Annotated in this window: 14 protein-coding genes; 7 read left to right on the top strand and 7 right to left on the bottom strand. The window is 63.3% G+C overall.

Going from position 1 to position 20185, the window contains the following annotated elements; all coding sequences use genetic code 11:
• Positions 1–239 precede the first annotated feature (239 nt).
• Positions 240–707 (top strand): hypothetical protein, encoded by a 468-nt coding sequence (locus ACYVF7_RS34050; protein ID WP_460348795.1) that lies wholly within the window; start codon positions 240–242, stop codon positions 705–707.
• A 61-nt stretch (positions 708–768) separates the two neighbouring features.
• On the opposite strand, the gene ACYVF7_RS34045 is transcribed toward ACYVF7_RS34050, so the two are convergent.
• Positions 769–1797 (bottom strand): C40 family peptidase, encoded by a 1029-nt coding sequence (locus ACYVF7_RS34045; protein ID WP_460348792.1) that lies wholly within the window; start codon positions 1795–1797, stop codon positions 769–771.
• A gap of 100 nt (positions 1798–1897) precedes the next feature.
• Positions 1898–2521, bottom strand: a complete 624-nt coding sequence (locus tag ACYVF7_RS34040) for a hypothetical protein (protein ID WP_460348790.1) — start codon at positions 2519–2521, stop codon at positions 1898–1900.
• A gap of 1157 nt (positions 2522–3678) precedes the next feature.
• Between ACYVF7_RS34040 and ACYVF7_RS34035 the strand changes: the two genes are divergently transcribed.
• Complete coding sequence (locus ACYVF7_RS34035) at positions 3679–6672, top strand: AfsR/SARP family transcriptional regulator (protein WP_460348788.1); 2994 nt, start codon at positions 3679–3681, stop codon at positions 6670–6672.
• Between the two features lie 450 nt (positions 6673–7122).
• On the opposite strand, the gene ACYVF7_RS34030 is transcribed toward ACYVF7_RS34035, so the two are convergent.
• The gene (locus ACYVF7_RS34030; RefSeq protein WP_460348786.1) at positions 7123–8223 is read right to left on the bottom strand and encodes a cytochrome P450; all 1101 of its coding nucleotides are present in this window, start codon (positions 8221–8223) and stop codon (positions 7123–7125) included.
• Positions 8224–8762: 539 nt separating this feature from the next.
• Positions 8763–10346 carry an SAM-dependent methyltransferase gene (locus ACYVF7_RS34025; RefSeq protein WP_460348784.1) on the bottom strand — a complete coding sequence of 528 codons (1584 nt, stop codon included), beginning with the start codon at positions 10344–10346 and terminating at the stop codon, positions 8763–8765.
• Between the two features lie 521 nt (positions 10347–10867).
• On the opposite strand from ACYVF7_RS34025, the gene ACYVF7_RS34020 reads away from it, so the two are divergent.
• The gene (locus ACYVF7_RS34020; RefSeq protein WP_460348782.1) at positions 10868–13801 is read left to right on the top strand and encodes an AfsR/SARP family transcriptional regulator; all 2934 of its coding nucleotides are present in this window, start codon (positions 10868–10870) and stop codon (positions 13799–13801) included.
• An 847-nt stretch (positions 13802–14648) separates the two neighbouring features.
• Here ACYVF7_RS34020 and ACYVF7_RS34015 read toward each other — a convergent pair.
• Complete coding sequence (locus ACYVF7_RS34015; RefSeq protein WP_460348780.1) at positions 14649–14912, bottom strand: hypothetical protein; 264 nt, start codon at positions 14910–14912, stop codon at positions 14649–14651.
• Between the two features lie 675 nt (positions 14913–15587).
• Positions 15588–15788, bottom strand: coding sequence for a hypothetical protein (locus ACYVF7_RS34010; RefSeq protein ID WP_460348778.1), 201 nt, complete (start codon positions 15786–15788; stop codon positions 15588–15590).
• 108 nt (positions 15789–15896) lie between these two features.
• Between ACYVF7_RS34010 and ACYVF7_RS34005 the strand changes: the two genes are divergently transcribed.
• On the top strand, positions 15897–16301 hold the full coding sequence (locus tag ACYVF7_RS34005; RefSeq protein ID WP_460348776.1) for a hypothetical protein: 405 nt from the start codon (positions 15897–15899) through the stop codon (positions 16299–16301).
• A complete protein-coding gene (locus tag ACYVF7_RS34000) occupies positions 16301–16663 on the top strand; it encodes a DUF6112 family protein (RefSeq protein WP_460348774.1) in 363 nt (120 codons plus the stop codon). The genes ACYVF7_RS34005 and ACYVF7_RS34000 overlap by 1 nt, the downstream gene beginning before the upstream one ends.
• Here ACYVF7_RS34000 and ACYVF7_RS33995 read toward each other — a convergent pair.
• Positions 16647–16928 (bottom strand): hypothetical protein, encoded by a 282-nt coding sequence (locus ACYVF7_RS33995; RefSeq protein ID WP_460348772.1) that lies wholly within the window; start codon positions 16926–16928, stop codon positions 16647–16649. The two genes, ACYVF7_RS34000 and ACYVF7_RS33995, sit on opposite strands and share 17 nt — an antisense overlap.
• 187 nt (positions 16929–17115) lie before the next feature.
• On the opposite strand from ACYVF7_RS33995, the gene ACYVF7_RS33990 reads away from it, so the two are divergent.
• Both ACYVF7_RS33990 and ACYVF7_RS33985 read left to right on the top strand, forming a co-directional pair.
• On the top strand, positions 17116–18474 hold the full coding sequence (locus ACYVF7_RS33990) for a hypothetical protein (protein WP_460348770.1): 1359 nt from the start codon (positions 17116–17118) through the stop codon (positions 18472–18474).
• A 33-nt stretch (positions 18475–18507) separates the two neighbouring features.
• Positions 18508–20028 (top strand): SCO6880 family protein, encoded by a 1521-nt coding sequence (locus ACYVF7_RS33985; protein ID WP_460348768.1) that lies wholly within the window; start codon positions 18508–18510, stop codon positions 20026–20028.
• Positions 20029–20185 lie beyond the last annotated feature (157 nt).

The raw sequence follows: 20185 nt of genomic DNA, 5'->3' as shown, positions 1-20185 counted from the left end.
CGTCGTCGCGACGGCCCGGTCCTGTGAGCTGCTCGGCAGCCACCATCGGCCGGTCGTACGGACGGAACACCGTGGTGGTGGTCGCGAACGCAGTCGCACTGTGTGGCATCTGCCGAGCACCTGGTCTTCGCGCCGTCCCACCACACCGTTCCCGCCCTGGGCGATGAAGCCGCTGTGGGCGTATCCACGCGCCCAAGCGCAAGACGCGCTGAGCGGGCAGCGCTCGCCCGGAGGCGGCGATGAGTGACGGCGAACTGGTGATCGCGACGTTCAATCTCAAAGACGGTACGGCGCTCGACCTGCTTTCAGCCGACATCGAGCAGGCCAGTGGCATCGACGTGCTCTTCCAAGGAAGGGGCGCACTATACCGCCGACGGACAGGGGGGCCACGGTACCGGGCTGAGAAAGTACTCGCGCGGTTCGGGCTCCCGTCGTTCCTGACCCGCAGCAGACGCAGACAGCTCCACGATCTTCATCAGCTGGCCGACGCCGCAGCCGATCCGGGACGACTATCCGACGGCAGTCTGCTCGCCAATCCGCGAGCGGCAGTCTGCTCGCCAATCCGCGAGCCTGCTCCGGAGACCGGGCACCGGCCGCATACTGATCCTGGCTACCATCCGGCACGGCATGTCCGCCCTCGCCTGGACGGGGCAGAATATCTGACGCGGTGGAGCCCGCTTGTTTCGCGACGCTGCGAGGACCTGTAGCGCCGTCGGTGCTCAATTCGCCACGTATCAGCGGCGCTGATGTCGACTCGACGATGCGCGATCAGAGCCTCTTGGTCGGACCATTATGACCGTTGTGAGCCGTCGGCCGGGTGAAGCCGACGGCACCACCGGGATAGGTCTTGTAGTTCTGGAGCTTGACGACGTCGCCGGTATGCGGTGCGACGATCATGATGCCCTTCTGGGGGTTGTAGACCATGCCGACATGCCCAGGGCCGGTATGCCCCGGCAGGTACTCGAAGAAGACGAGGTCACCGGGCTGCTCCTGCCCCTTCGGAACCGAAGCCCCCCACCAATACTGATCATCGGACAGTCGCGGGATGGTCACGCCCGCACTCTTGTAGGCACTCATCGTCAGCCCGGAACAGTCGAAGCTGTTGGGCCCGGTTGCCCCGTAGACGTACGGCTTGCCCAACTGCGCCTTCGCGAAGGCGATCACTTTGGCGGCGACCTCGTTCGGGGCCGCTGGCGCAGCATCCGTGTCGGCACAGCTCGGGCCGTTGGCTTGGACGACGTCGAAGTTGCCTGAAGCGTATTTCTTCGCCCAGGACAGTACGTTGTTGACGTACGACACCAAGTGGTTGTACGCGAAAATGGCATCGCGCATACGATCTGGTGCACCACTGTGCTTCAGATAGTTGGCGGCAGCGGGGATCGCGTCGGCCGGATCATAGCGGTCCTTCTTGCCGTCGCCGTTGCCGTCGACCCCGAACTCCGCCCACGTCTTCGGGATGAACTGCATGGGGCCACCCGCGTGCATGGAGTTCTCGCCGCTGAGGACGCCGGGTGCCTTGTACTGGCCGTGTTGGGTCTCCACCCATCCGATTCCGGCGAGCACGTTCCAGGGGATGCCGTACTGCTGGCCTGCCTTCTTGTAGAGCGCCAGATAGTTGGACGGGATGCTGCTGGCATCGCCGGACTGCTGCGGCTGTGACGCCGCGCCGGAGGTGTCCGTGCAGTTTCCGCCGCCGCTCGCGATCTGCTCAGGGTGGTTCGCCGCGAGAAAGAACGGAATGACGAGCAAGCTCAGGACGAAAAGAGCCGCGGCACCTCCGGCGATGATGATCGGCAAGTGGACCGCACCTTGATCCGGTGCAATGCAACGCTCTCCACATCGTCCCCCCAGGCCGACGCCGAGCTGCGAGTGCCGGCGAAGCCTCATCTCTTTCCCTTCACTTGTCCCCTACATTGGCCGGCTGGAAGGCATAGACGACCCAGCCCCCACCGGACCTCGTCACCGTGACGGCGTACTGCTGACTGCTGTCGCTGGAACTTCCTCCCTTGTTGATGTGCTGCGTTCCGGTGACCAGGAAGATGAACTGGTCTTTCTCCATGTCCCGGAGAGAGTCCAGATGCGCGTCGGAGGTCGAGACCTCCTTGTCCTGCTTCCGCTGCTCGAGAACGCCCGGCGCCGACGAATCGCGCTGCAGTTGCGCCGCGAGATCGGCGCCTACCATGCCCTGCATCCGCCCGGTATAGGCACCCGGCTGTTCGTCGTACCGATACGTGCCGTACGCGATGGTGAAACGCCGGGCCACGTCCGCCGCCGCGCTGAAGTCCTTCTGCGTGAACGGCAGAAGTGAATAGATGTCGTAAGAACCACCACTCGGCGGAGGACCCGTCAGTCCGGGCACGGTCGCCGACGGCACGGACGGCGACGGGGTCGTCCCGTTCCGCCGCGCCGAGTTCTTGTGCTTACCGCTTCCGGTGCCGACGGTCAGGACCACTCCGGCCGCGACAAGGAGCACCACCAGCGCGGCGAACAGGAACTTGCGCTGGCGATCAGTCAGGTCCATCGGCTCCTCATCGTTCGTCGTCACCGTCCTCGCGCTTCACCGGACGCAGCCAGAACGGCATCGCCGGGCCGTCATCCCGCGACTTGCCCGACCACAGCAGCGGCGGCGCCTTGCCTTTGGAGGGCACATGCTCCCGCCGCGTGGCTGCCGAGGCCGGGTGGAACGTGTTCGCGGCTTGGCCGCAGGAGTGAGCTGCATTGAGCTGCCGGGGCCGGTGATGGAGACGACTAGATTTCCTGCCGGGATCGCTCTCGACGCAACCAGCATCGGCCGGGAGGTGTCAGGAGAGACGATATTCGCCCATTGCGGTGGGCTATTCATGGCTGCGTTCGGCTCGTTGACGCTCGGCCGTGGTGGGGCGTGCGGATGTTGCATCCGATGTGATGGGCTGTCGCCATTGGAATGGCCAGTGAACGACGACCAATATTGTTGTCTTGGGTCTGACTTCCACCGGATTCTCGTGAGGTTCTATTCCCAGCGTTGCGTCTGCGTCGGGTGGGATGCTGTATCCGACGAGGCGCCCGCCGATCCGTCTTCCGTCGCCGGAGATCGTCTCCACCGGAAATCCCAGCCACTGTGGACCCAGTTCTTCAACGGTGATCGTGTAGCTGTAGGTCAAACCGCTCCTCCCGGCACGCCGGCGATTCAAGGTGCTGCTCGCGATTCTTGCCCGTGCCCCGTGCACAGTGCCGTAAGCGGGAGACCTTAACAAAACCGGATCAGCTGGGCGTTAGATCTGCGTTAGCGGACGCTGGATGTGGTTCTGCGGCAAGCCAGGAGTGAATACTGGCGCTCGCTCGGTAGCGACATCGGTCCGGTTGTAGGTAAATGAGAGGATGCTGTATATGCTCTGTATGAGGCATGTGCGCATCCGTCGCTTCCGTGGGCTAAAGCGGCGAGAGCCGACTTGTGCGGCCACGGTTCGCATGATGACCCCGCCCAGGCTGGCGGGGTCCAGCCTGTGTGACCTGGCGCGATGGCCTTACCCAGTCGTGACACCCGGCGTGCGACGGATACCGCTGAGGACTAGCAGGCATGGAAGAGACTCGCAGGAGCAGCCGGTCGATCTGACGGCCCGGTGCAGATAGGAGACCTCAATCGCATTTGACGTGTATGGCATCACCAGGGTTTGATCATGTCCATGGAAGCGGGGGCTCATGGATTTCAAGCTTCTCGGACCTCTAGAGGTCAACGGCGCACCCAGTCATGACGCGGCGACACTGCTCAGCCAACGGACGATCCGACAAATGCTCGCTGTTCTGCTGCTGCACGAGGGCCGCTCAGTACCCGAGCGCAGGCTGATGAAGCTGCTATGGGGTGAAGGGCAGGTACCCGGCGAAGGCGCGTTGAGAACGCGCTTGGCCGAAGTACGCAAAATCATCGGTCGTGATCGGCTACCGAAGAAAGACGAAGTGGGGTATGGCCTGCGCCTGCAGCCAGGCGACGCGTTCGACGTTCGACGGTTCCGCGACCTCGTGGCTCGCGGGCGCCGAGCACTCGCGGACTCCGATGCCGAGCGCGCCGTCAGACATTTGCGCGATGCTCTCGCCGTTTGGCGTGAACCACAACTCGTCGACTTCCCCGATACCGCAGCAATGGGAAGCCTCGTCCACAGCCTGCTTCAGGAACTACGAGACGTCCGGATGACGCTCGCCGATTCGCTTGCGGCGATAGGCGATCAAAGATCCATCGTGGCGGAGACACGCCTCTGGCTGGCTGACGACCCAGTGCACGAGCCCTTCTGGGCACGGCTGATGCTGGCGCTGTATCAGGTCGGTAGAGCCGGCCAAGCCGTACAGACCTACACTGACGCCCATCAGACAATTCATCGCGCGCTAGGCATGGACCCCGACCGTAACCTCGTCCGAATACGCGACCTCATCGCAACTGGACATAATCCGGTCTTTGGCTTGCGACCTCCGTGGTCACCACCACCCCACACTGCCCAGCAGACCATGGACTCCACCCGTGGCTCGCTTGCCCAGCTCCCGCCTGACCTGCCTGACTTCACCGGTCTCCGGGAACCGCTGGATCGTCTCTTGGCCATCCTTCCGGGATCCGATGCGTCAAACAGGGGAACCGTCGCGTGGGTCACCGGGCCGCCCGGCGCAGGAAAAACCTCGATGGCCATACACGCCGCTCACGAACTGCTGCATCGTGGCTACTACCCCGATGGGCAGCTTTACGTACACCTGGCCGGATCATCATCGGCGCCCCTGACACCCGGCGCGATTTTGCACCAGATCCTTAGCGCGCTCGGAACGACCGCCGGCGACATCCCTGATGACCTTGGAGCGCGCGTCGCCCAGTACCGCTCCGAGATGACTGGACGCCGCATCCTCCTAGTCGCCGATGACGCTGCCACGGCCTCGCAGATTCAGCCACTAATCCCAGAGAGCCCTGGGAGCAGCCTGTTGGTGACCAGCCGCATCAAACCAACCGGTCAGCCCCAGTGTCACGCAATCAACGTAAGCGGCTTCGCGGACGACGATGCACGTGAGCTGCTAACGAAGATTCTCGGCGACGAGGGCCAAGCCCGCATTAACGCTGAGCTGCAGGCGACCACCGATCTGGTTGCCGAGTGTGCAGGCCTTCCACTGGCGGTACGCATTGCTGGTGCGAGACTGGCAACGGCCAGGAACTGGTCGCTGCGGCACATGGTGAATCTGCTCAGGGCTCAGGGACGTCGGCTGGACGAGCTCAGCGCGGGCGACCTCGCCGTGCGGACTGTCATCGAATCCAGTTACCAGGCGCTCGATGCCCGCAGCCAGGTTGCCTTCCGACGTCTGAGCTTGTTCGGGCCGGCCGACTTCGCCCCATGGACGCTTACGCCGTTGCTCAACGAGTCCGACACCGAGGACGTGATCGATACCCTGGTTCAGCACAGCTTGGTGAGCCACGTCGGCTGCGATCCCATGGGACAGCCCCGATACCAACTGCACTCTCTTCTGAATGACTTTGCCGCTGAGCGCCTAAGACAGGACGCCGACCGGGAAGCGGTACTCGTCCGCTTGCTCATCGCTTGGCTGGAGATCCTCGACCGCGCCGACTCCCATCTGCCTCGCGAACCATATTTCCCTCGTCCAGAGCGATTCGACTCAGCCGATATGACGCTTCCAGTGGATATTCATCATATGGTCGATGCCGATCCTAAATCGTGGTTGACTGTGGAACAGGCCAACGTACTAGGTATGATCCGTACAGCTGGTCTAGAGGGTCGGTCGACACTGGCTATGGGCCTCGGTATGCGACTTGCGGCGCATCTACATATTCAAGCACAACACGACGAAGCGCAGCGCATGTGGCAAACAATCATCGATGGCTCCAAGAAACATGGTAACGACAGGGTCGCAGGCCTGGCGCGCCTACGGCTCGCAACAGTGATCGCTGCCGATCGCTGGGACTTTCGCCATGCAATTTCTCATCTCAACGCCTGCATAAGCGACCTACGTGGCGACCGGGCAGGAGTGGGTAACCCTCGCGAGCTCAGCCGAGCTCTAGCTCTGCGCGCGCGGTGTCATCTGAACCTCGAAACTAACAGCGCCGCCGAAGAAGACGCTGATCTGGGCCTGCAGATAGCCATGAGAGTCGCTGATCGGCACGCGGAATTCACATGCCTTGGGGTACTCGGACTCATCGCCGCAGGCCGTGGCGAGCACGAACACGCCATTGAGCTGTGTGAACGCGGATATGCGATTGCGGCAAGCTTGAATGAGCAATCTTATATCAGTATGGCCCTGCTAGCGCTTGTCAACGTGCATCTGCTTTCTGGAAATAATGACACTGCGGCATATTTGTGCGATGACGGCGTGCGGCTAGCGGAGCAGATGGACTACGGTGTGGGCGTGGCTTATTTCCTGAAACATCAAGCTGAGGCGTTGCGGGAACTTGCCCGTAACCTCGAGTCTATACCAAAACTCGAACGAGCATTGAATATCTTCATTACTCATCGCATAGGCTGGCAAGTAACAAATTGTCGATTCAGTCTCGCCATGGCTTATCGTGCTACTGGAAATTCGACTCAAGCTCGTGCTGAGCTCGGGCGCTGCGCAGTGGAATTCAGAAATCTAAATATGCCGGAAGACGCTGACCGGGCCGAGGCGCTCGCAGCGACTCTTCCTCCTGTAGCAGATCGAGGTGATCGACTCTAACTGTACTCCGCCATGACGGTCGATGATAGTCAGGTGAGCGATGAGCAGCCTTTGCTGGCGCATCCAGCCGATGGCCTGCTTGAACTAGGCAGACGCTGGGTGTCCAGTCTCGTCCGGGCCAGCGCGACATACAGCGATCCAGCGGTGTTTACCCGACCAGCGAGAGTTCTGGAAGCGTGTGGATCAACATGTCGATGAGTTCGAACGAATGGCACCGTCCGCGGCGGCAGGCACCGTAGAACTCCTGTCGGAGACCGGCTGCCCGTGTGCATGGCCGACACCGACAAGTCGAACGTGGATCACGGGAAAGCTCTCGGTCGTTAATCTTCCGTCTGTTGCAGGAAGGAGTGATCGACCAAACGCTTCCCCGCGATCAACCGGGGCGCAATATCGAAATAGCGGGCTAGAGATCAAGCTAGCGTCTCTGCCGCGCCGAAGACAAGGAGCAGCCTATCGTCCGGTACCCCATCTGACAGGTAGGTCCTCGAAGCCTCTTATGGAGACCCCAGTCTTGTAACGGAGATGTTGCTCGGAGACATCGATCTGAAGATCGGGGAGTCTTCGCGTCAGGTGCTCGATTGCTTTCTTGACTTCAAGTCGGCCCAGCATCGCGCCCAGGCAGTGATGTGTACCATAGCCGAAAGCCATGTGAGGATTTTTCTGCCGGGTAAGATCGACGTGATCAGGGTCGGGAGAATAGAATTCTGGATCGCGATGGGCTGCATCGTGGCTCGCTACGACCAGATCTCCTTTTGTGATTGGTATGCCGTCGATTTCGATGTCGCGAATTGCGCAACGCGGGAGGCCATCCTCGGCGCCGACCGGAACCATCCTAAACAGTTCTTCGACAGCATGGTGGATGGCCTCGGGATGTGTGCTCAGGTAGGTATAGTGGCTTGTGTCGTGTGCAAATCGGTTAGTCAGAAGCCAGTAGGTGAAGGACGTGATGGCTGCTGCCGTGGTCTCCCATCCGGCAAGCATGATCTCGAGCGGAAGGCTGATCAATGCTTTGTCCGGCCCTGCTTCCGGATCGCTCTGCTGGATCATCGCTGAAATGAGATCGTCGGCGGGGTGCTTACTCCGTTGCGCGATAAGATCTTGCAGATATTCTTCCATGGCCTGTCGAGCTGCCAGCATTGCTTCGGGCGCATTATCCCCGGTGTGAGTGGAAAGGAATGCGTCTCCCCACTCGCGGAACTTTGGTCTGTCATGTGAGGGAATTCCGATGACCTCGCCAACGGTGTCCATGGCCAGCCGTAGGGCGAACGATTCGACAAGGTCGCAGGGTGGGCCTTGTTCGATCATCGCATCGATCAGTTCGTCGCAGGTTCGTGCAATCTTCGGTCGCAGGGCGTCAACGCGCTCCTTCGTGAAAGCGTCTTTGACTCTGTCGCGTAGTTTGCGGTGGTCGTTGCCGTCGGTTCCGAGCAGAGAGGCCGGGCCCAGAGGCGGGTAGCCAAGCAAGTTGAGGCGATCGGCTGCAGCTCGACTCAGTGCTGGGTGGACCAGTACTTCCCGGACGGACCTGACATCCATTGCGACCCAGATCATCTGGCCATTGGCCTTGTGGCAGACTCGGTCCATCGGGCGGTTCAGGCTTTGGTAACTCTTACTGAGGTGGAGAGGGTCCCTATCGCAGGGAAGCGGATACAGTGGAAGTCGGTTTTCGTTGGCCGGAGGGGTCATTAGGAAATCCCTTCTTGTGCCCTGTGAGTCTCGTGCTCAATCGATCGTCGGGCTTCTTCGATAACTACGAAAAGGACTTCGCGTGGTAGGCGGTGACGCTACAAGCGATCAGGTGGTTCGAGCGCACCACCGGCTCACCGATCCTGCCACCTGGCCGCCACAAATTTCCCGATGATTCATAGAAATCGCGATGTGGCGCGCGTGAAAGCCGCGCTGTGCTGTTGGGGGTGGACGTCCATCCCTGTTGGGAGGGCGAAGTGCCTTCCTAACGACAAAGACCACGCCAGATACCTCTCGCAAGACGTGGCTCCTCTGCTGCTTCTCTAGGCCATCAAATGAGGAGCCGTCTGTCAACACTCAACGATGTTGCGTCCGCGGGCGGTGCTCCCAGGACTGAACCTGATTTACCGTTTGACGCCAACGCCGCCAAACGCCCGGAAGGAGCCGAGCTGGTCAGGCTTGAGGCCGGCCAAGTGCGGGCGATCGGGCCAGATCTCCTGAATGTAGGAGACGCCAGCGACCAGATCCAACCCAGCGAACATCGCCTCCGCCTCCTTGCGGGTCCGCAGCACCAGACGGGGCTCGTCATCCACGCCGTCGTAGATACCCCCGATTTGTGCTTCGACCAGGTCGTTCATCCCTTCCGTCGTCGCGATGTTCAAGGCGACATAGCTGCCTGGGGGCACTGCGTCGACGAGCGCACCAAGCAGTGCCTGGGGGTCTTCCTCTCTGGGGGTGTAGTTGATTGCCGAACGCATCATTAGAAGGATCGGCTGACTAGCCAGCAGCAGTTCCTGGACCTGCGGGTTGTCGATGATCGTGCGAGGATCCCTTAGATCGGCAAGGACGTAGTCCACCTGCCTCTCGTCGGCGAGGAGGGACCGGGCGTGGGTCACGACGCTGGCGTCAGCCTGGGTGTAGACGACGCGAATGTCGTCGCCCTGAGTGACTCGGCGCAGGTGCACGTGAGCGCTGAAATCCCCCGGTACCGGCGCTCCGACTTCGAGTACCCGGACGATTCCCGCGTCCGCCGCTAGCTTCCGGACCACCCGGACGCCGTAGCGCTCGTTCTCGTGCTGAAGTCGGGCGACCTGTCGGGCCGCTCGCTTCACGATCGTCACCGCGGCCCGGTCGGGTGCAGCGTGGAAGTCGCCACCGCTCAGGCTGCACTCCATCCTTACCGTCGAGGGCTGACTAATGTTCCCACCAGCCTCCCTCACGGCTTCATCGGAGGGATGCTCGGGAGGCTTACTCCACAACAGTGCCGGATCACCGGCGCGAATCTGCTCGTGCAGGCGCTGAAGGAGGGGTCCGGGCGCCGCATTTTGCCTAACCTCCAGCTCGGCGCTGAAGTCTTCATAAAGTCGTCGTGCTTCCCCGGGACGTCCCGCCCGTACCTTCGCCATCATGAGGGTATGCCGCAGCCCCTCGCGGTGAGGGAACTCGTCGACGAGGTTGGCCAACTGCTGGCTCCGAGCCAGCTCCCGGTGATGCCCTACTTTGAGGTGCAGCTCGATCGCGCGTTCAAACGCATCGAGATATTCGTCGAGCAGGGACATGCGCATCGTTTCAAGAGCGCGTGTCGTTGGTAGCCCATCCAGCAGCGGCTCAGACCAAAGGCGCAGCCCATAGTCGTACAGCGCCACGGCTTTCCACAGGTCGCGCTGACTCTCTCGTTCGGCGTCGTCGACCAGTTCCCTGAACGCACGTAGGTCGACGTAGTCCTCGTCCTTGATCTCGATGCCAACGGCACCGCCATCGCGGATGATCCGATTGCCCAGGGGTTCGGCCATGCGGTTGATCAGCGATCTGACCTGACCGTTGCTGACTTGTCCGCCTTCCCACAGCAACTCCTTGAGCTCTGAGCGGGAAAGACTTCGCTCCGCCTGAACGAGCACCCAGACCGCATGGGTGACGAGGCCCTCCGGCAGATCAATCGTGCCGGCACCTGCGGCGACCTGCACACCTCCCAAGATCTTGAACTGCATGGCCTCGCCCTCTTCCGTCGGCTTTTGCCAGGTAGCGAACCTATGCCGTCTAGTCGATCTAGGCAAAGCCGGTAGCTGTGTGTCCGAATCTGGCCACATGACAAACTCGAACGGAGGCCCCTTGACCAGCCGCGTCAGCCACTCGTGACGGTCCTGTAACGCCGCGATGATGCTCGTGATCATCGCATGTGACCGCCAGGTGATCACTGTGTGAGCGTCAGATAACGGACCTCTCCTACGATCGTGGCCAGTCAGCACGTGCAAGCGGTTCGGGCCGGGGCTGTCCCACCTTTGGGGCTTCTCTGCTGCAACCCGTATCGCATGTGCGTGTCGGTCAGCGTCGTGGTGAACCTGCCAGGACGCGCACACGGGGATCATTCACGTGCCGCTTCTCTTCCGAACGACCTTGTCGGCAGCCCTTGCGCCGCGGCGTGGACGGGCGAAGACGTGCGGTTTCCCGATCACACGTAAAACCGCTGCTGACACAAGTCGATATGTCGATGCGACGTTTGGGGGAGACCATGCACATCAACATCCTCGGGCCGTTGCAGATCCGCGAAGGCCGCGGCCGGAGTCTCGTGCCGGTCACTCAGCCGCTCGTGCGTCATGCCCTGTGTGTCCTGGCGATCTATGCCGGCGAACTCGTCTCATCTGCCAAGCTGATTGATCTGCTATGGGACGATCCAGAGGCTGACACTCGGCGACTTCGAACGCTGATGCATGAGGTGCGCGTCTTCGTCGGCGAACGGAGGCTCGGCCCGAGCGACGGCACTGGTTATCAACTCGATCTGATCGGCGACGACTCGGTCGACCTACTCCGCTTCCGCAGCCTCGCTTATCAAGCGCGAGTCGCTGCGGAGCAGGCTGAACCTACGTCATCAGTGTCGATGCTGAGCGAAGCGATCGCCCTGTGGCGAGACACATCGATCACTGATCTGTCGGAGACGCCAGCTGCACAGGCCCTCACCCGAAGCCTCCATGATGAACTTGCAAGGGCTCGCGAGGCGTTGGCAGATGCCTGGCTCGCCACCGGCGATTATGACGCCCTGATTACTGCGGCCCGCGTATGGCTGACAGATGACCCGATCTATGAGGTCCTGTGGGCGAGGCTCATGCTGGCGCTTTGGCGGTCGGGGCGGTCAGCGGAGGCGCTGCGAGCGTTTGACGAAGCGGCCACGGCACTTCAACGTGAGGTCAGGATCCAGCCCAGTCCCATCCTCAGACGGATGTGCGATCTCATTCGCGACGGGAAGGATCCTTCTGCAGAACTTCCACCAACCTGGGCTCCGGCGCGCTCGGAAGGCCACAACACCATGCCGGCGCCCGCTCAGCTTCCGCCCGACCTTGCTGACTTCACCGGCCGCGATGATGAGTGTTCTGAACTCGTCCAGCAGCTGGACGTACGACGAGAAGGTACGGCGACGCCTGTCTTGCTGATCATTGGGCCGCCGGGGGTCGGTAAATCGTCACTGGCAGTGCACGCCGCCCACGCCGTTCGAGACGACTACCCAGATGGTCAGCTGTACATCAGCCTCAGGAAGCAGACGCCATCGCTGCAGGCCGCCGCCGATGCACTCACGCAAGTACTGCGCTCCTTCGGAGTCTCCCCTGCAGACATTCCCGAAACACTCGAAGGCCGTTCGGCGTTGTACCGGTCGTACCTGGCCAGACGGCGCGTTCTCGTGGTGGTCGACGAAGCGACCGGCCCCGAGCAGATTCGCCCCCTGATCCCAGGCACGTCCGGCAGCGCGCTCATCGCGACCAGCCGTACGCGGTCCTGCTACATCGTGGGCGGCTACCTCCTGCAACTCGGCCCGATGACACCCAACGACGCACGCAGGCTCCTGGCCCACATCGTCGGCAGCGCCGTAGTCGACGCGGAACCCGCCGCTACGCAGACGGTCATCGAAGCTTGCGCGGGGCTACCCCTCGCTGTCCGCATCGCTGGAGCAAAGCTGGCCGCGAGACGCTCATGGAAGCTCGGTGATCTCGCGAGGATGCTCACCGAGCGGCAACGACGCCTCGACCATCTCACCGCCGGTGAGCTCGCGATCCGGTCCAGTTTCGATCTTAGCTACGAATCGCTGCCGGGTGACGTCGCACGAGCGTTTCGTCTGGCATCCGTCATAGCCTCTCCACACTTTTCCGAATGGTCTATGGCCGCGTTGATCGACCGACGTCATGCGGACGATGAGATTAACGTCCTCGCTGACCGGAGCCTGCTCAACGACTGCGGTTTGGACGCGGCAGGGCAACCGCGCTACGCCATGCATGATCTGGTGCTGGAATACGCTCGCGGACTTGCTACTGGCGATTCTGAGCTCGGGCAGGCATCGGATCGTCTTGCCCGGCGAAGCCTTGAACTCGCCGATCTAGCGGGCGCTGCCCTACCGAACGCACTTTACTTCGCCATTCCGCAGCGATTCTCACATGAGATGGTCGAGGCGAGCGGACGAACCAAACAAATCGTGACGCAGGCAGCGCGAGCGTGGTTCGACTCTGAACGCTCGACGCTTACTGGCGTAGCGCGTGCAGCATGCGATTCCGGGAGCGTTCGCGTCGCCTGCGACCTGATGCTCCGCCTGTCGCCGCATCTGCTGTTCAGTGGCCACCTTCACGATATGCCGGAGATGTGGCGTGCAGTCGAACATGCGGCCGCGCGGGTAGGCGATCCAAAAGTTGCCGCCGCGGCGCGCTTTTACCAGGCCGTCGTTGTCGGTGCACATTGTGGTCGTTACATGGAAGCACTGGCAATGCTTGACCAGCCCATTACGTCATTCGGAGGCCGCGGCGAAGGTGGCCTTCTCGCGCAAGCGCTTGCGCTCCGCGCTTGGTGCAAGCAGGCGGGTAATCGTCTGGAGTCGGCGGAAGCTGATGTGCGCCGGGGACTCCGGCTCGCCGGTGACTTGGATGACGAGCATGCAGAATTCGCTAATCTCCTAAGCATGGCGCGTATTTACACACTTCAGCACCGGTACGATATTGCCATTGAAACCTGCGAGCGCGCCGACTCGGTTGCTCGGCTGCAGGGTGATTGGATGTACACGAGCCTGGCCAAGCGTGAAATGGTTCACACGCTTACGAGTGCTGAGCGGTACCCGGACGCCGTGGATCTCGCTCGGAGAAACCTCGCTGAAGCCGAGGCTGACGGCTGGAAGCAGGGGTTGGCGTGCTCCACGCGGCAATACGGCCGAGCACTCTCCGGACTCGGCGAGTATGACGAGGCGCTCGATTCCTTGTCACGAGCGGTTCAGCTGTACGAGCAGCTTGGCGCCGAGAGCCCTCTAGCTGCTTGCCGGCTGGACCTCGCCCGTGTCTATGTTCAGATGGGGCAGACATCGAAAGCCGTCAAGCAGCTCGATCGATCGCTCGCGATGCTTCGCAAAAACGGCATGGCAAGAGAGGAAGAGGAGGCTCGTTCGCTTCTCGATTGTTGTGGATCCGGCGCATCCTGAGGGCCATTCGCGGAATTTGGCGTGGTTTTGGCGCCGGAACGGTTCCGTATCCGGTCGCATCACGAAACCGTTCGAGTGGTTTTTTGTTCCGGCAGAATCTTGATTCACCAACCGCCTCGGTTTGTGCCGTCGCTGGCTCCAGTACGCCGGTAATTCGCGGCAGCGCGGAAGCTGAATCTGAATCCGTGGAGCCATGTCTCCTTCGAATGTCGTGCATGAGGAGAGGCGCCCCTACGGCATGGGATGATGGCGGAGTTTGTCGCGCTTCCAGGAGCCCCGACTAGAAAGGCGCTCTGTAGGTGTAAACCTTTCACATTCCAGTCTGTATTCATGCGATCGTCGATGACGAGCACATGATCCCCCACGCTGGCCTTGCTCCGGTCATGCGGTCGGCTGAACGCAGCGACCTGCGCGGTCTGGTCGCAGAGCCGGTGGTGATAGCTGATCGTGACAGGCCGCTTGCGTCCCCTGAGGTCACTTCTGCCGTGGCTGGGGATGCTGGCCGGGCCGACTCGATCGAGATCTCGATGTTCTGCAGCACGGTGGCATAGACAGAGCGTTCACCCAGGTGCGTACCCGTCCACGCTGGGTGCGTTCGTATGGGCGTCCACCTGGGAGGATCGTTCGCCCGTTGGAAATACGGCGGGCAGGATGCCAACGAGCCTGGCGGCGCACGCCGCTGCTGTCCGGTGCAGGGAAGCCGGCGTTTCTTGGACGGACTCGGTCCAGCACCGCGCCCCACAGACGCGCCCAGCAGAGTCCGGGGTTTCGACAACACCACGATCGACGGCAAGACCGCGCCGGTGGCTGGCCTTCACGCTGACGACGCCGCTGGCCACGCTGGTCGTCATCGGCTGCGGAGCGGGTAGTTCGGCTCAGCGCGCCGCACCGCGGGTTCCGTCGCTGAGCGCACCATTACGGCCTGCGCGGCAGGGTCGCGCAACACGTTGGTGATCCACCCCGACTTGGCGCTCTCGGCCGCTGCGGTGCTGAACAATGCCAGGGAAGTGTGGCTGCACTTTGCGGTCAACGCGGAAATGGCCCCGAAGATCGAACGGTCGATCGCTGCGATCTCCGAGTCGTCATGGGCGACGATCGGGTACCCGAACATGCTCGTCGATCTCAGGCGAAACCCTTGAATCGACCAATCGGGCCGAAGAATGACCGCAAGAAATCACGCCGTGAATCCAGGCTCAGCGAACCGGAGATAGTCCTCGCCTTACCCATCGGAGAAGCATCGCGTTATTCGGGTCCGCCCTTTCACCGGCCTGATCGTTTCCTGATCGTCGCGCCCTATCGTCGCGCCCGCACTCGCAATCAGGGGACAGGGCCAGGGGCGACGCCCGTCGGTGACATCCGCGCGCGCCGCCCCTGGCCCAGGCGGTCAGGGATGAGGTCGATGCGGAGAACACGTCGTGCGGCGTCCGCCGAGACGGACGGTTATGAACAATCGGGCGATCATGCGGTCGACCTGCTGCAGCTTGCCGATGCGCGGGCGCTTCCTGCACCACCGGGGAAGCAACTGCGTCCGCGAGGCGGAACCGGCGGCGCGCACGCAGAGCAGCCGCCTCCTGGATCACCGCTGGCCGGGCAACGAACGCGCCCCCGGGCCTTGGCAACGCTTCAGGCGCGCCGCCGGAATACAGAGCCCAGCAGAAGTCGCCCAATGCCGTTCATCTTCCATTCCGTCGGCGAGGACGACACGGCAGATGTCGCCGGGATCAGCACGCGCCTCGCAACCGGCAGCGGCCCGCACATCGTCGCTGTTCTCGGTGCTCGCCGCGCCTCAGGGTGCACGACCACAACTGCGTTGCTTGCGGAAATGACCGCTGGCGCCGGAGCGGTGCCCGTCGGCGCTGTCGATCTGACCATTCCTCCAGGAACCCTTGCCCGGCGTGTCGGCGTACGCACGATCCCGCTCCTGGCCGCCGGGGCCCGCAAGCCGCCGCAGCCGCACTTCGCCAGACACGTAGGTGAACTGGGACACGTAGAGGTCCTGAGCAGTCTCGGAATCACAGCGCTTCCAAGTCGCGCCACGTGGCAGGCGGTCTCGGCTTGGGAGCGGACATACCCCTGCACGATCGTGGACCTGGGAATGGCCTCCACCACATTCCCCTTCCCCGATCTCCTGGCACACGCCCAGGCACTCGTCATCCCGATCGCCGCGGCACCCGACGCTGCGCACGTCGCCCACACACTCCTCGACTGGCTGGCCGCTGGCGGCAACGAGCGACTCGCTGCGTCGTCCGTGCTGCTCGTGCACGAGCTCGGCCGCGGGGCAGCTCGGCTCACCGCCGGGATGGACGAAGTAGCCGGCCGCGTACGCGCGATGCATTCGATCCCGTGGGACCCGCGACTCCAACGCGATGTCCCGGTCGACCTGGCCCGGCTGCGCCGTAACACGCGCCGTGCGTATCTCAACGCGACATGGGACATCGCCGGCGCGCTCCTCAGCGCTCCGCTGGCGGACGTTAACTCTTCCGTGGAAAGGACTCCATAATGAGCCATCTCCTGCACCTACTGCTGGACAGCGTGACGGCTTCGCCGAGCTCCTCGCCGGTGCCGAAGGGAACTGGATCAGTCCCTACGCTGATCGACCCTCCGCCTAACAATAATGCTCCGGGTGGAGAGGCGCTGAGCCAACTTGTCGGCGCGTTCAAATTCTATGGACTCGTCTTTAGTGGTGCCGGGTTGGTGATCAGTGGAATCGTCTTCGGAATTGGGAGATATATCGCCAATCAATATGCGGCTGTAGGAGGCCGGATCGGCTTGTTTGCGTGTCTGGGAACTGCGGTCGTCGTCGGCGGCAGCGGATCGCTCGTGCAGTGGGCTTTCGGCCTCGGCCTCAGCATTCACCCATGATGTGCAGACACTGTGCCAGGGCGGCGTTGTTGCTGATTGCCGCGTGTGCCACGCTGGTACTCGGCGGAAGCGCGCTCGCGGAGCGTACGCCACCTCCGCGGGTGACGCCCACACCACCCGCCGGTTTGCCATCTCCCTCGACGTCGGCCTCGCCGACACCGTCAACGCCGACGGCGTCACCGACCGGGTCGACCACGCCGAAGCCCACCGGACCGGTCAGTTCGGCTCCGTCGACCGTGACGCCGGCCCCGAGTGCCAGTTCCACACAACCGCTGCCAGTATGCATCGGCGCGTTCAAGCAAGACTCGAAAACCGGAACCGGGCTCATGTCACCCGACCCGGTTCATGCGGCGAACGGTCCCTTCGTTGTCCCGTGCACGCCCCCTGAAAAATGCACAGGATTCGGGGATTCAGTAAAGCCATCGTGCTGGCTTTATGGCAGTTTCCGGGCCATGGTGACGATGACGATCGACGCCACCGGCTGGGCCGCTGGAGAGATCGGTTCAGCCATCGACTCATCTGGTCAGCTCGACATCACGAAGCCGTGGTTTGCCGGCACGTATCAGTCCATGCGAAACATTGCCATGGCGGTCGCCCTCATCGGCCTGCTCCTATCAATGCTCTACGCCGCAGCGAAACGCGATGGCGCGGAGATAGGGCGGACACTGGTCCGCGTCCTCACCGCAGGCCTGACCACCGGAGCGATCGTCATATTCGTCACCTGGGGCGACGCCCTGATCGGCACACTGTGCGACCAGATCCTCGGAGGCAAAAAAGGCGACGGCTGGAAACAGATCACCGCAGGACTCGCCGGACCGGCGACCTACCTGCGCAACACACCGGCGAACGACGTCGCTCACACCAGCGGTATCGACCTGCCCATGCTGGTCACCGAACTCCTCGCCCTGCTGCTACTGATAACGCTGCTGATCATCTGGCTGGAGATGGTGATCCGGTCCGTGTGTATCAGCGTGTGCGTCATCTGGTGGCCGATGAGCGTCGCCGGATCCGTGTGGGTCGGCGCACAGAACTGGACCAGGCGCACCTCCCACACGATCATCGCGTTCCTTGCCAGCAAATTCTTCCTCGCAGTTGACATGAGGCTGGGACGTGACGCCCTCCTCAACGTCCACTCTCCCTCCGACTGCCTCAAAGGGATCGGCATCGTCCTTCTCGGAGCCAGCGGACCGTTCATCATGATGCGCCTCGTCGGATTCACCGACGGTGCAATCCAACCCAGCCACACCGGCGAAGGCCTGCGCCAGATGGCAACGGGCGCGGCGATCGGGGCAGGGATGCAAGCCGTACGGCTCGCCTCCGGCGCGGGCGGCGGCGCGGCAGGAGCTGCAGGAAAAGGCATGCAAGCCGGCGGCAAGACGCAAATGCCACCCGTGCGAGGCCCACGTGAACTGGGCTCAGAAGACTTCCAGAATCCGTTCCCGGTCCCCGGAAAGCCACCGGCCGATGGAAACGATTCCGGCCGCTCCCCGACACCACCTCCTCCACCACGCCCCACGCCGAAGGACCACGGCGGCGCGCCGCAACAACACGGCCGATCCGATGACCTTCCAGGCGATCACCACGTGCCGGCCACCATGAGCGGCTCTGGGGCCGATGCCCTGCGCATGCCACCACCGGCACGCCCGACCGCCGCATCTCCGGGACCGCGCGGCGCCCCCCGGACACCGACTCCTCCCACCAGTCCCACACGCCCAACCGCGCCGACCAACCCGACGCCGCCGACTCCACCGACCCGCCCAACTCCTCCCACCAACCCCACACCGCCGACGCCCCCGACGCCTCCCACCTGACCGACACCCCGACCCCTGAGCAGGAGTAAGGCAATGGCAGCAGCACCCACGTCCTACCGCCGGTACACCTACACCTTCGGGCCACGCGAATCCGGCGGCGTCTTCCTCGGCCTGGGCATGGGCAGCATCCTCGCGTTGTTCGGCGCGGTGTTCCTGCTCACCCGGCTCATCAGTACCGGCCTCATCGGGACGCTCTTCGGCCTGGTCCTCGTCCTGGGGACCGTGATCGCCGTGTGGGTGCCGGTCGGTGACCGTCCCATCGCCGGATGGCTTCCCATCGCGATCGTCTTCGCCGCGCGCCGCGGGTTCGGCTACACCGAATACCGCGGCGGCCCGGCGGCGGCCACCCCACCGCCAGACCCGCAGCGTCCGGATATGGCCCCCCTGGAACTTCCCGGAGAACTCGCCGGGCTGTCGATTCTGACGGCGGAGGTCGCCACACACGGCGGCACCGCGCAGGTCGGCGTCATCAAGGACCGGCGCCGTGCTACCTACACGCTGGTCCTGGCGACCCGCGGCGGAGCGTTCCAGTTGCTGGATCCCGAAGAGCAAGACGCCCGCCTGGTCTCCTGGGGGGAGACGCTGGCCGGCATCGGCAACGCCGCGGGCATCGTCCGCGTCCAGCTCCTCGATACCACTGTCCCGGACTCCGGGGACGCGCTGATCCGCGGCTGGGGCACCAACGGAGGCCGCGGCACCACCGGGACCTACGACTCCTACCAGCAGCTACTGCAACGGGCCCGGCCGGTCACCCAACGACACGAGAACCATGTGGCGATCATGCTCTCTCCGCGCAAGGCCCGCGCGCAGATCCGGCACCTGGGCGGCGGCGACAAAGGCGCATGCCAATACCTCCTGCAACAAGCCCAGAACTTCCAGCTGGAACTGCAACAGGCCGGCGTCGAAGTCGACGGCGCACTACCACCCCGCCAGATCGCGATGGTGCTGCGAACCGCCTACGAGCCGGGAGCCCGCTGGGGGATCGAGGCACGTGGCCCGGACATGACCGGCGACGGCGGAGCCGATGGCGATGAGGCCGGCCCGGCCGCAGCCTCAGCGCGCTGGAGCTACTACCGCACCGACGACAGCTTCCACGCCACCTTCTGGATCGCCGAGTGGCCCCGCCGCCCGGTGATCGGGCCGTTCCTGGAACAACTCCTGCTGCACACCACCTGCGAACGCACCGTGTCGATCGTCATGGAACCGCGGGAGCATCGCGCCGCCGAGGACGACATCGGCCGCCGTGAAACCGCCCAGGACGCCAACCGCACCCTGCGCGCCCGGCTCGGCTTCCGTTCTTCGGCCAAGGAACGCCACCAGGCCGACGCGCTCACCCGCCAGGACGACGCCCTGGCCTCTGGCCACACGAGCTATCGGTTCCTGGGCCTCATCCGTGTGTCGGCACCCACCCTGGACGCCCTGGACGAGGCCTGCAGCAACATCGCCGTCAACGCCCGCAATTTGAAGTTGCGCCGCCTGTACGGGGAGCAGGACAGCGGGTTCGCCGCGACCCTCCCGCTGTGCCGGGGTCTGCGATTCGGGATGCTGCAATGATCGGCCGCCCGTGGCGCAAGCGGTGGTGGCCGTTCGGGCGCACGCCTCAGCACAGCGCCGGCCCGGTCCGGGAGGTCCGCACCGCGACCCGCGTGGTCGCCAAACCCCGCACCAGCGCCGGCGGCGAAAAAGCCTCCGGCCGTCGTCGCCATCGAAC

The sequence above is a fragment of the Actinoallomurus acanthiterrae genome, assembly GCF_054775715.1.
Note: the sequence above shows the minus strand (reverse complement) of the source record. Positions and strands in the feature narration are given on the sequence as shown.

What these genes read in the sequence shown, in the direction of transcription:
- ACYVF7_RS34025 (WP_460348784.1), bottom strand. Translation starts at nt 10,346, where the DNA reads ATGCAGTTCAAGATCTTGGGAGGTGTGCAGGTCGCCGCAGGTGCCGGC.
- ACYVF7_RS34020 (WP_460348782.1), top strand. Translation starts at nt 10,868, where the DNA reads ATGCACATCAACATCCTCGGGCCGTTGCAGATCCGCGAAGGCCGCGGC.
- ACYVF7_RS34050 (WP_460348795.1), top strand. Translation starts at nt 240, where the DNA reads ATGAGTGACGGCGAACTGGTGATCGCGACGTTCAATCTCAAAGACGGT.
- ACYVF7_RS34040 (WP_460348790.1), bottom strand. Translation starts at nt 2,521, where the DNA reads ATGGACCTGACTGATCGCCAGCGCAAGTTCCTGTTCGCCGCGCTGGTG.
- ACYVF7_RS33985 (WP_460348768.1), top strand. Translation starts at nt 18,508, where the DNA reads ATGGCAGCAGCACCCACGTCCTACCGCCGGTACACCTACACCTTCGGG.
- ACYVF7_RS34005 (WP_460348776.1), top strand. Translation starts at nt 15,897, where the DNA reads ATGGCCTCCACCACATTCCCCTTCCCCGATCTCCTGGCACACGCCCAG.
- ACYVF7_RS33990 (WP_460348770.1), top strand. Translation starts at nt 17,116, where the DNA reads ATGGTGACGATGACGATCGACGCCACCGGCTGGGCCGCTGGAGAGATC.
- ACYVF7_RS34030 (WP_460348786.1), bottom strand. Translation starts at nt 8,223, where the DNA reads ATGATCTGGGTCGCAATGGATGTCAGGTCCGTCCGGGAAGTACTGGTC.
- ACYVF7_RS34000 (WP_460348774.1), top strand. Translation starts at nt 16,301, where the DNA reads ATGAGCCATCTCCTGCACCTACTGCTGGACAGCGTGACGGCTTCGCCG.
- ACYVF7_RS34035 (WP_460348788.1), top strand. Translation starts at nt 3,679, where the DNA reads ATGGATTTCAAGCTTCTCGGACCTCTAGAGGTCAACGGCGCACCCAGT.
- ACYVF7_RS34015 (WP_460348780.1), bottom strand. Translation starts at nt 14,912, where the DNA reads ATGTTCGGGTACCCGATCGTCGCCCATGACGACTCGGAGATCGCAGCG.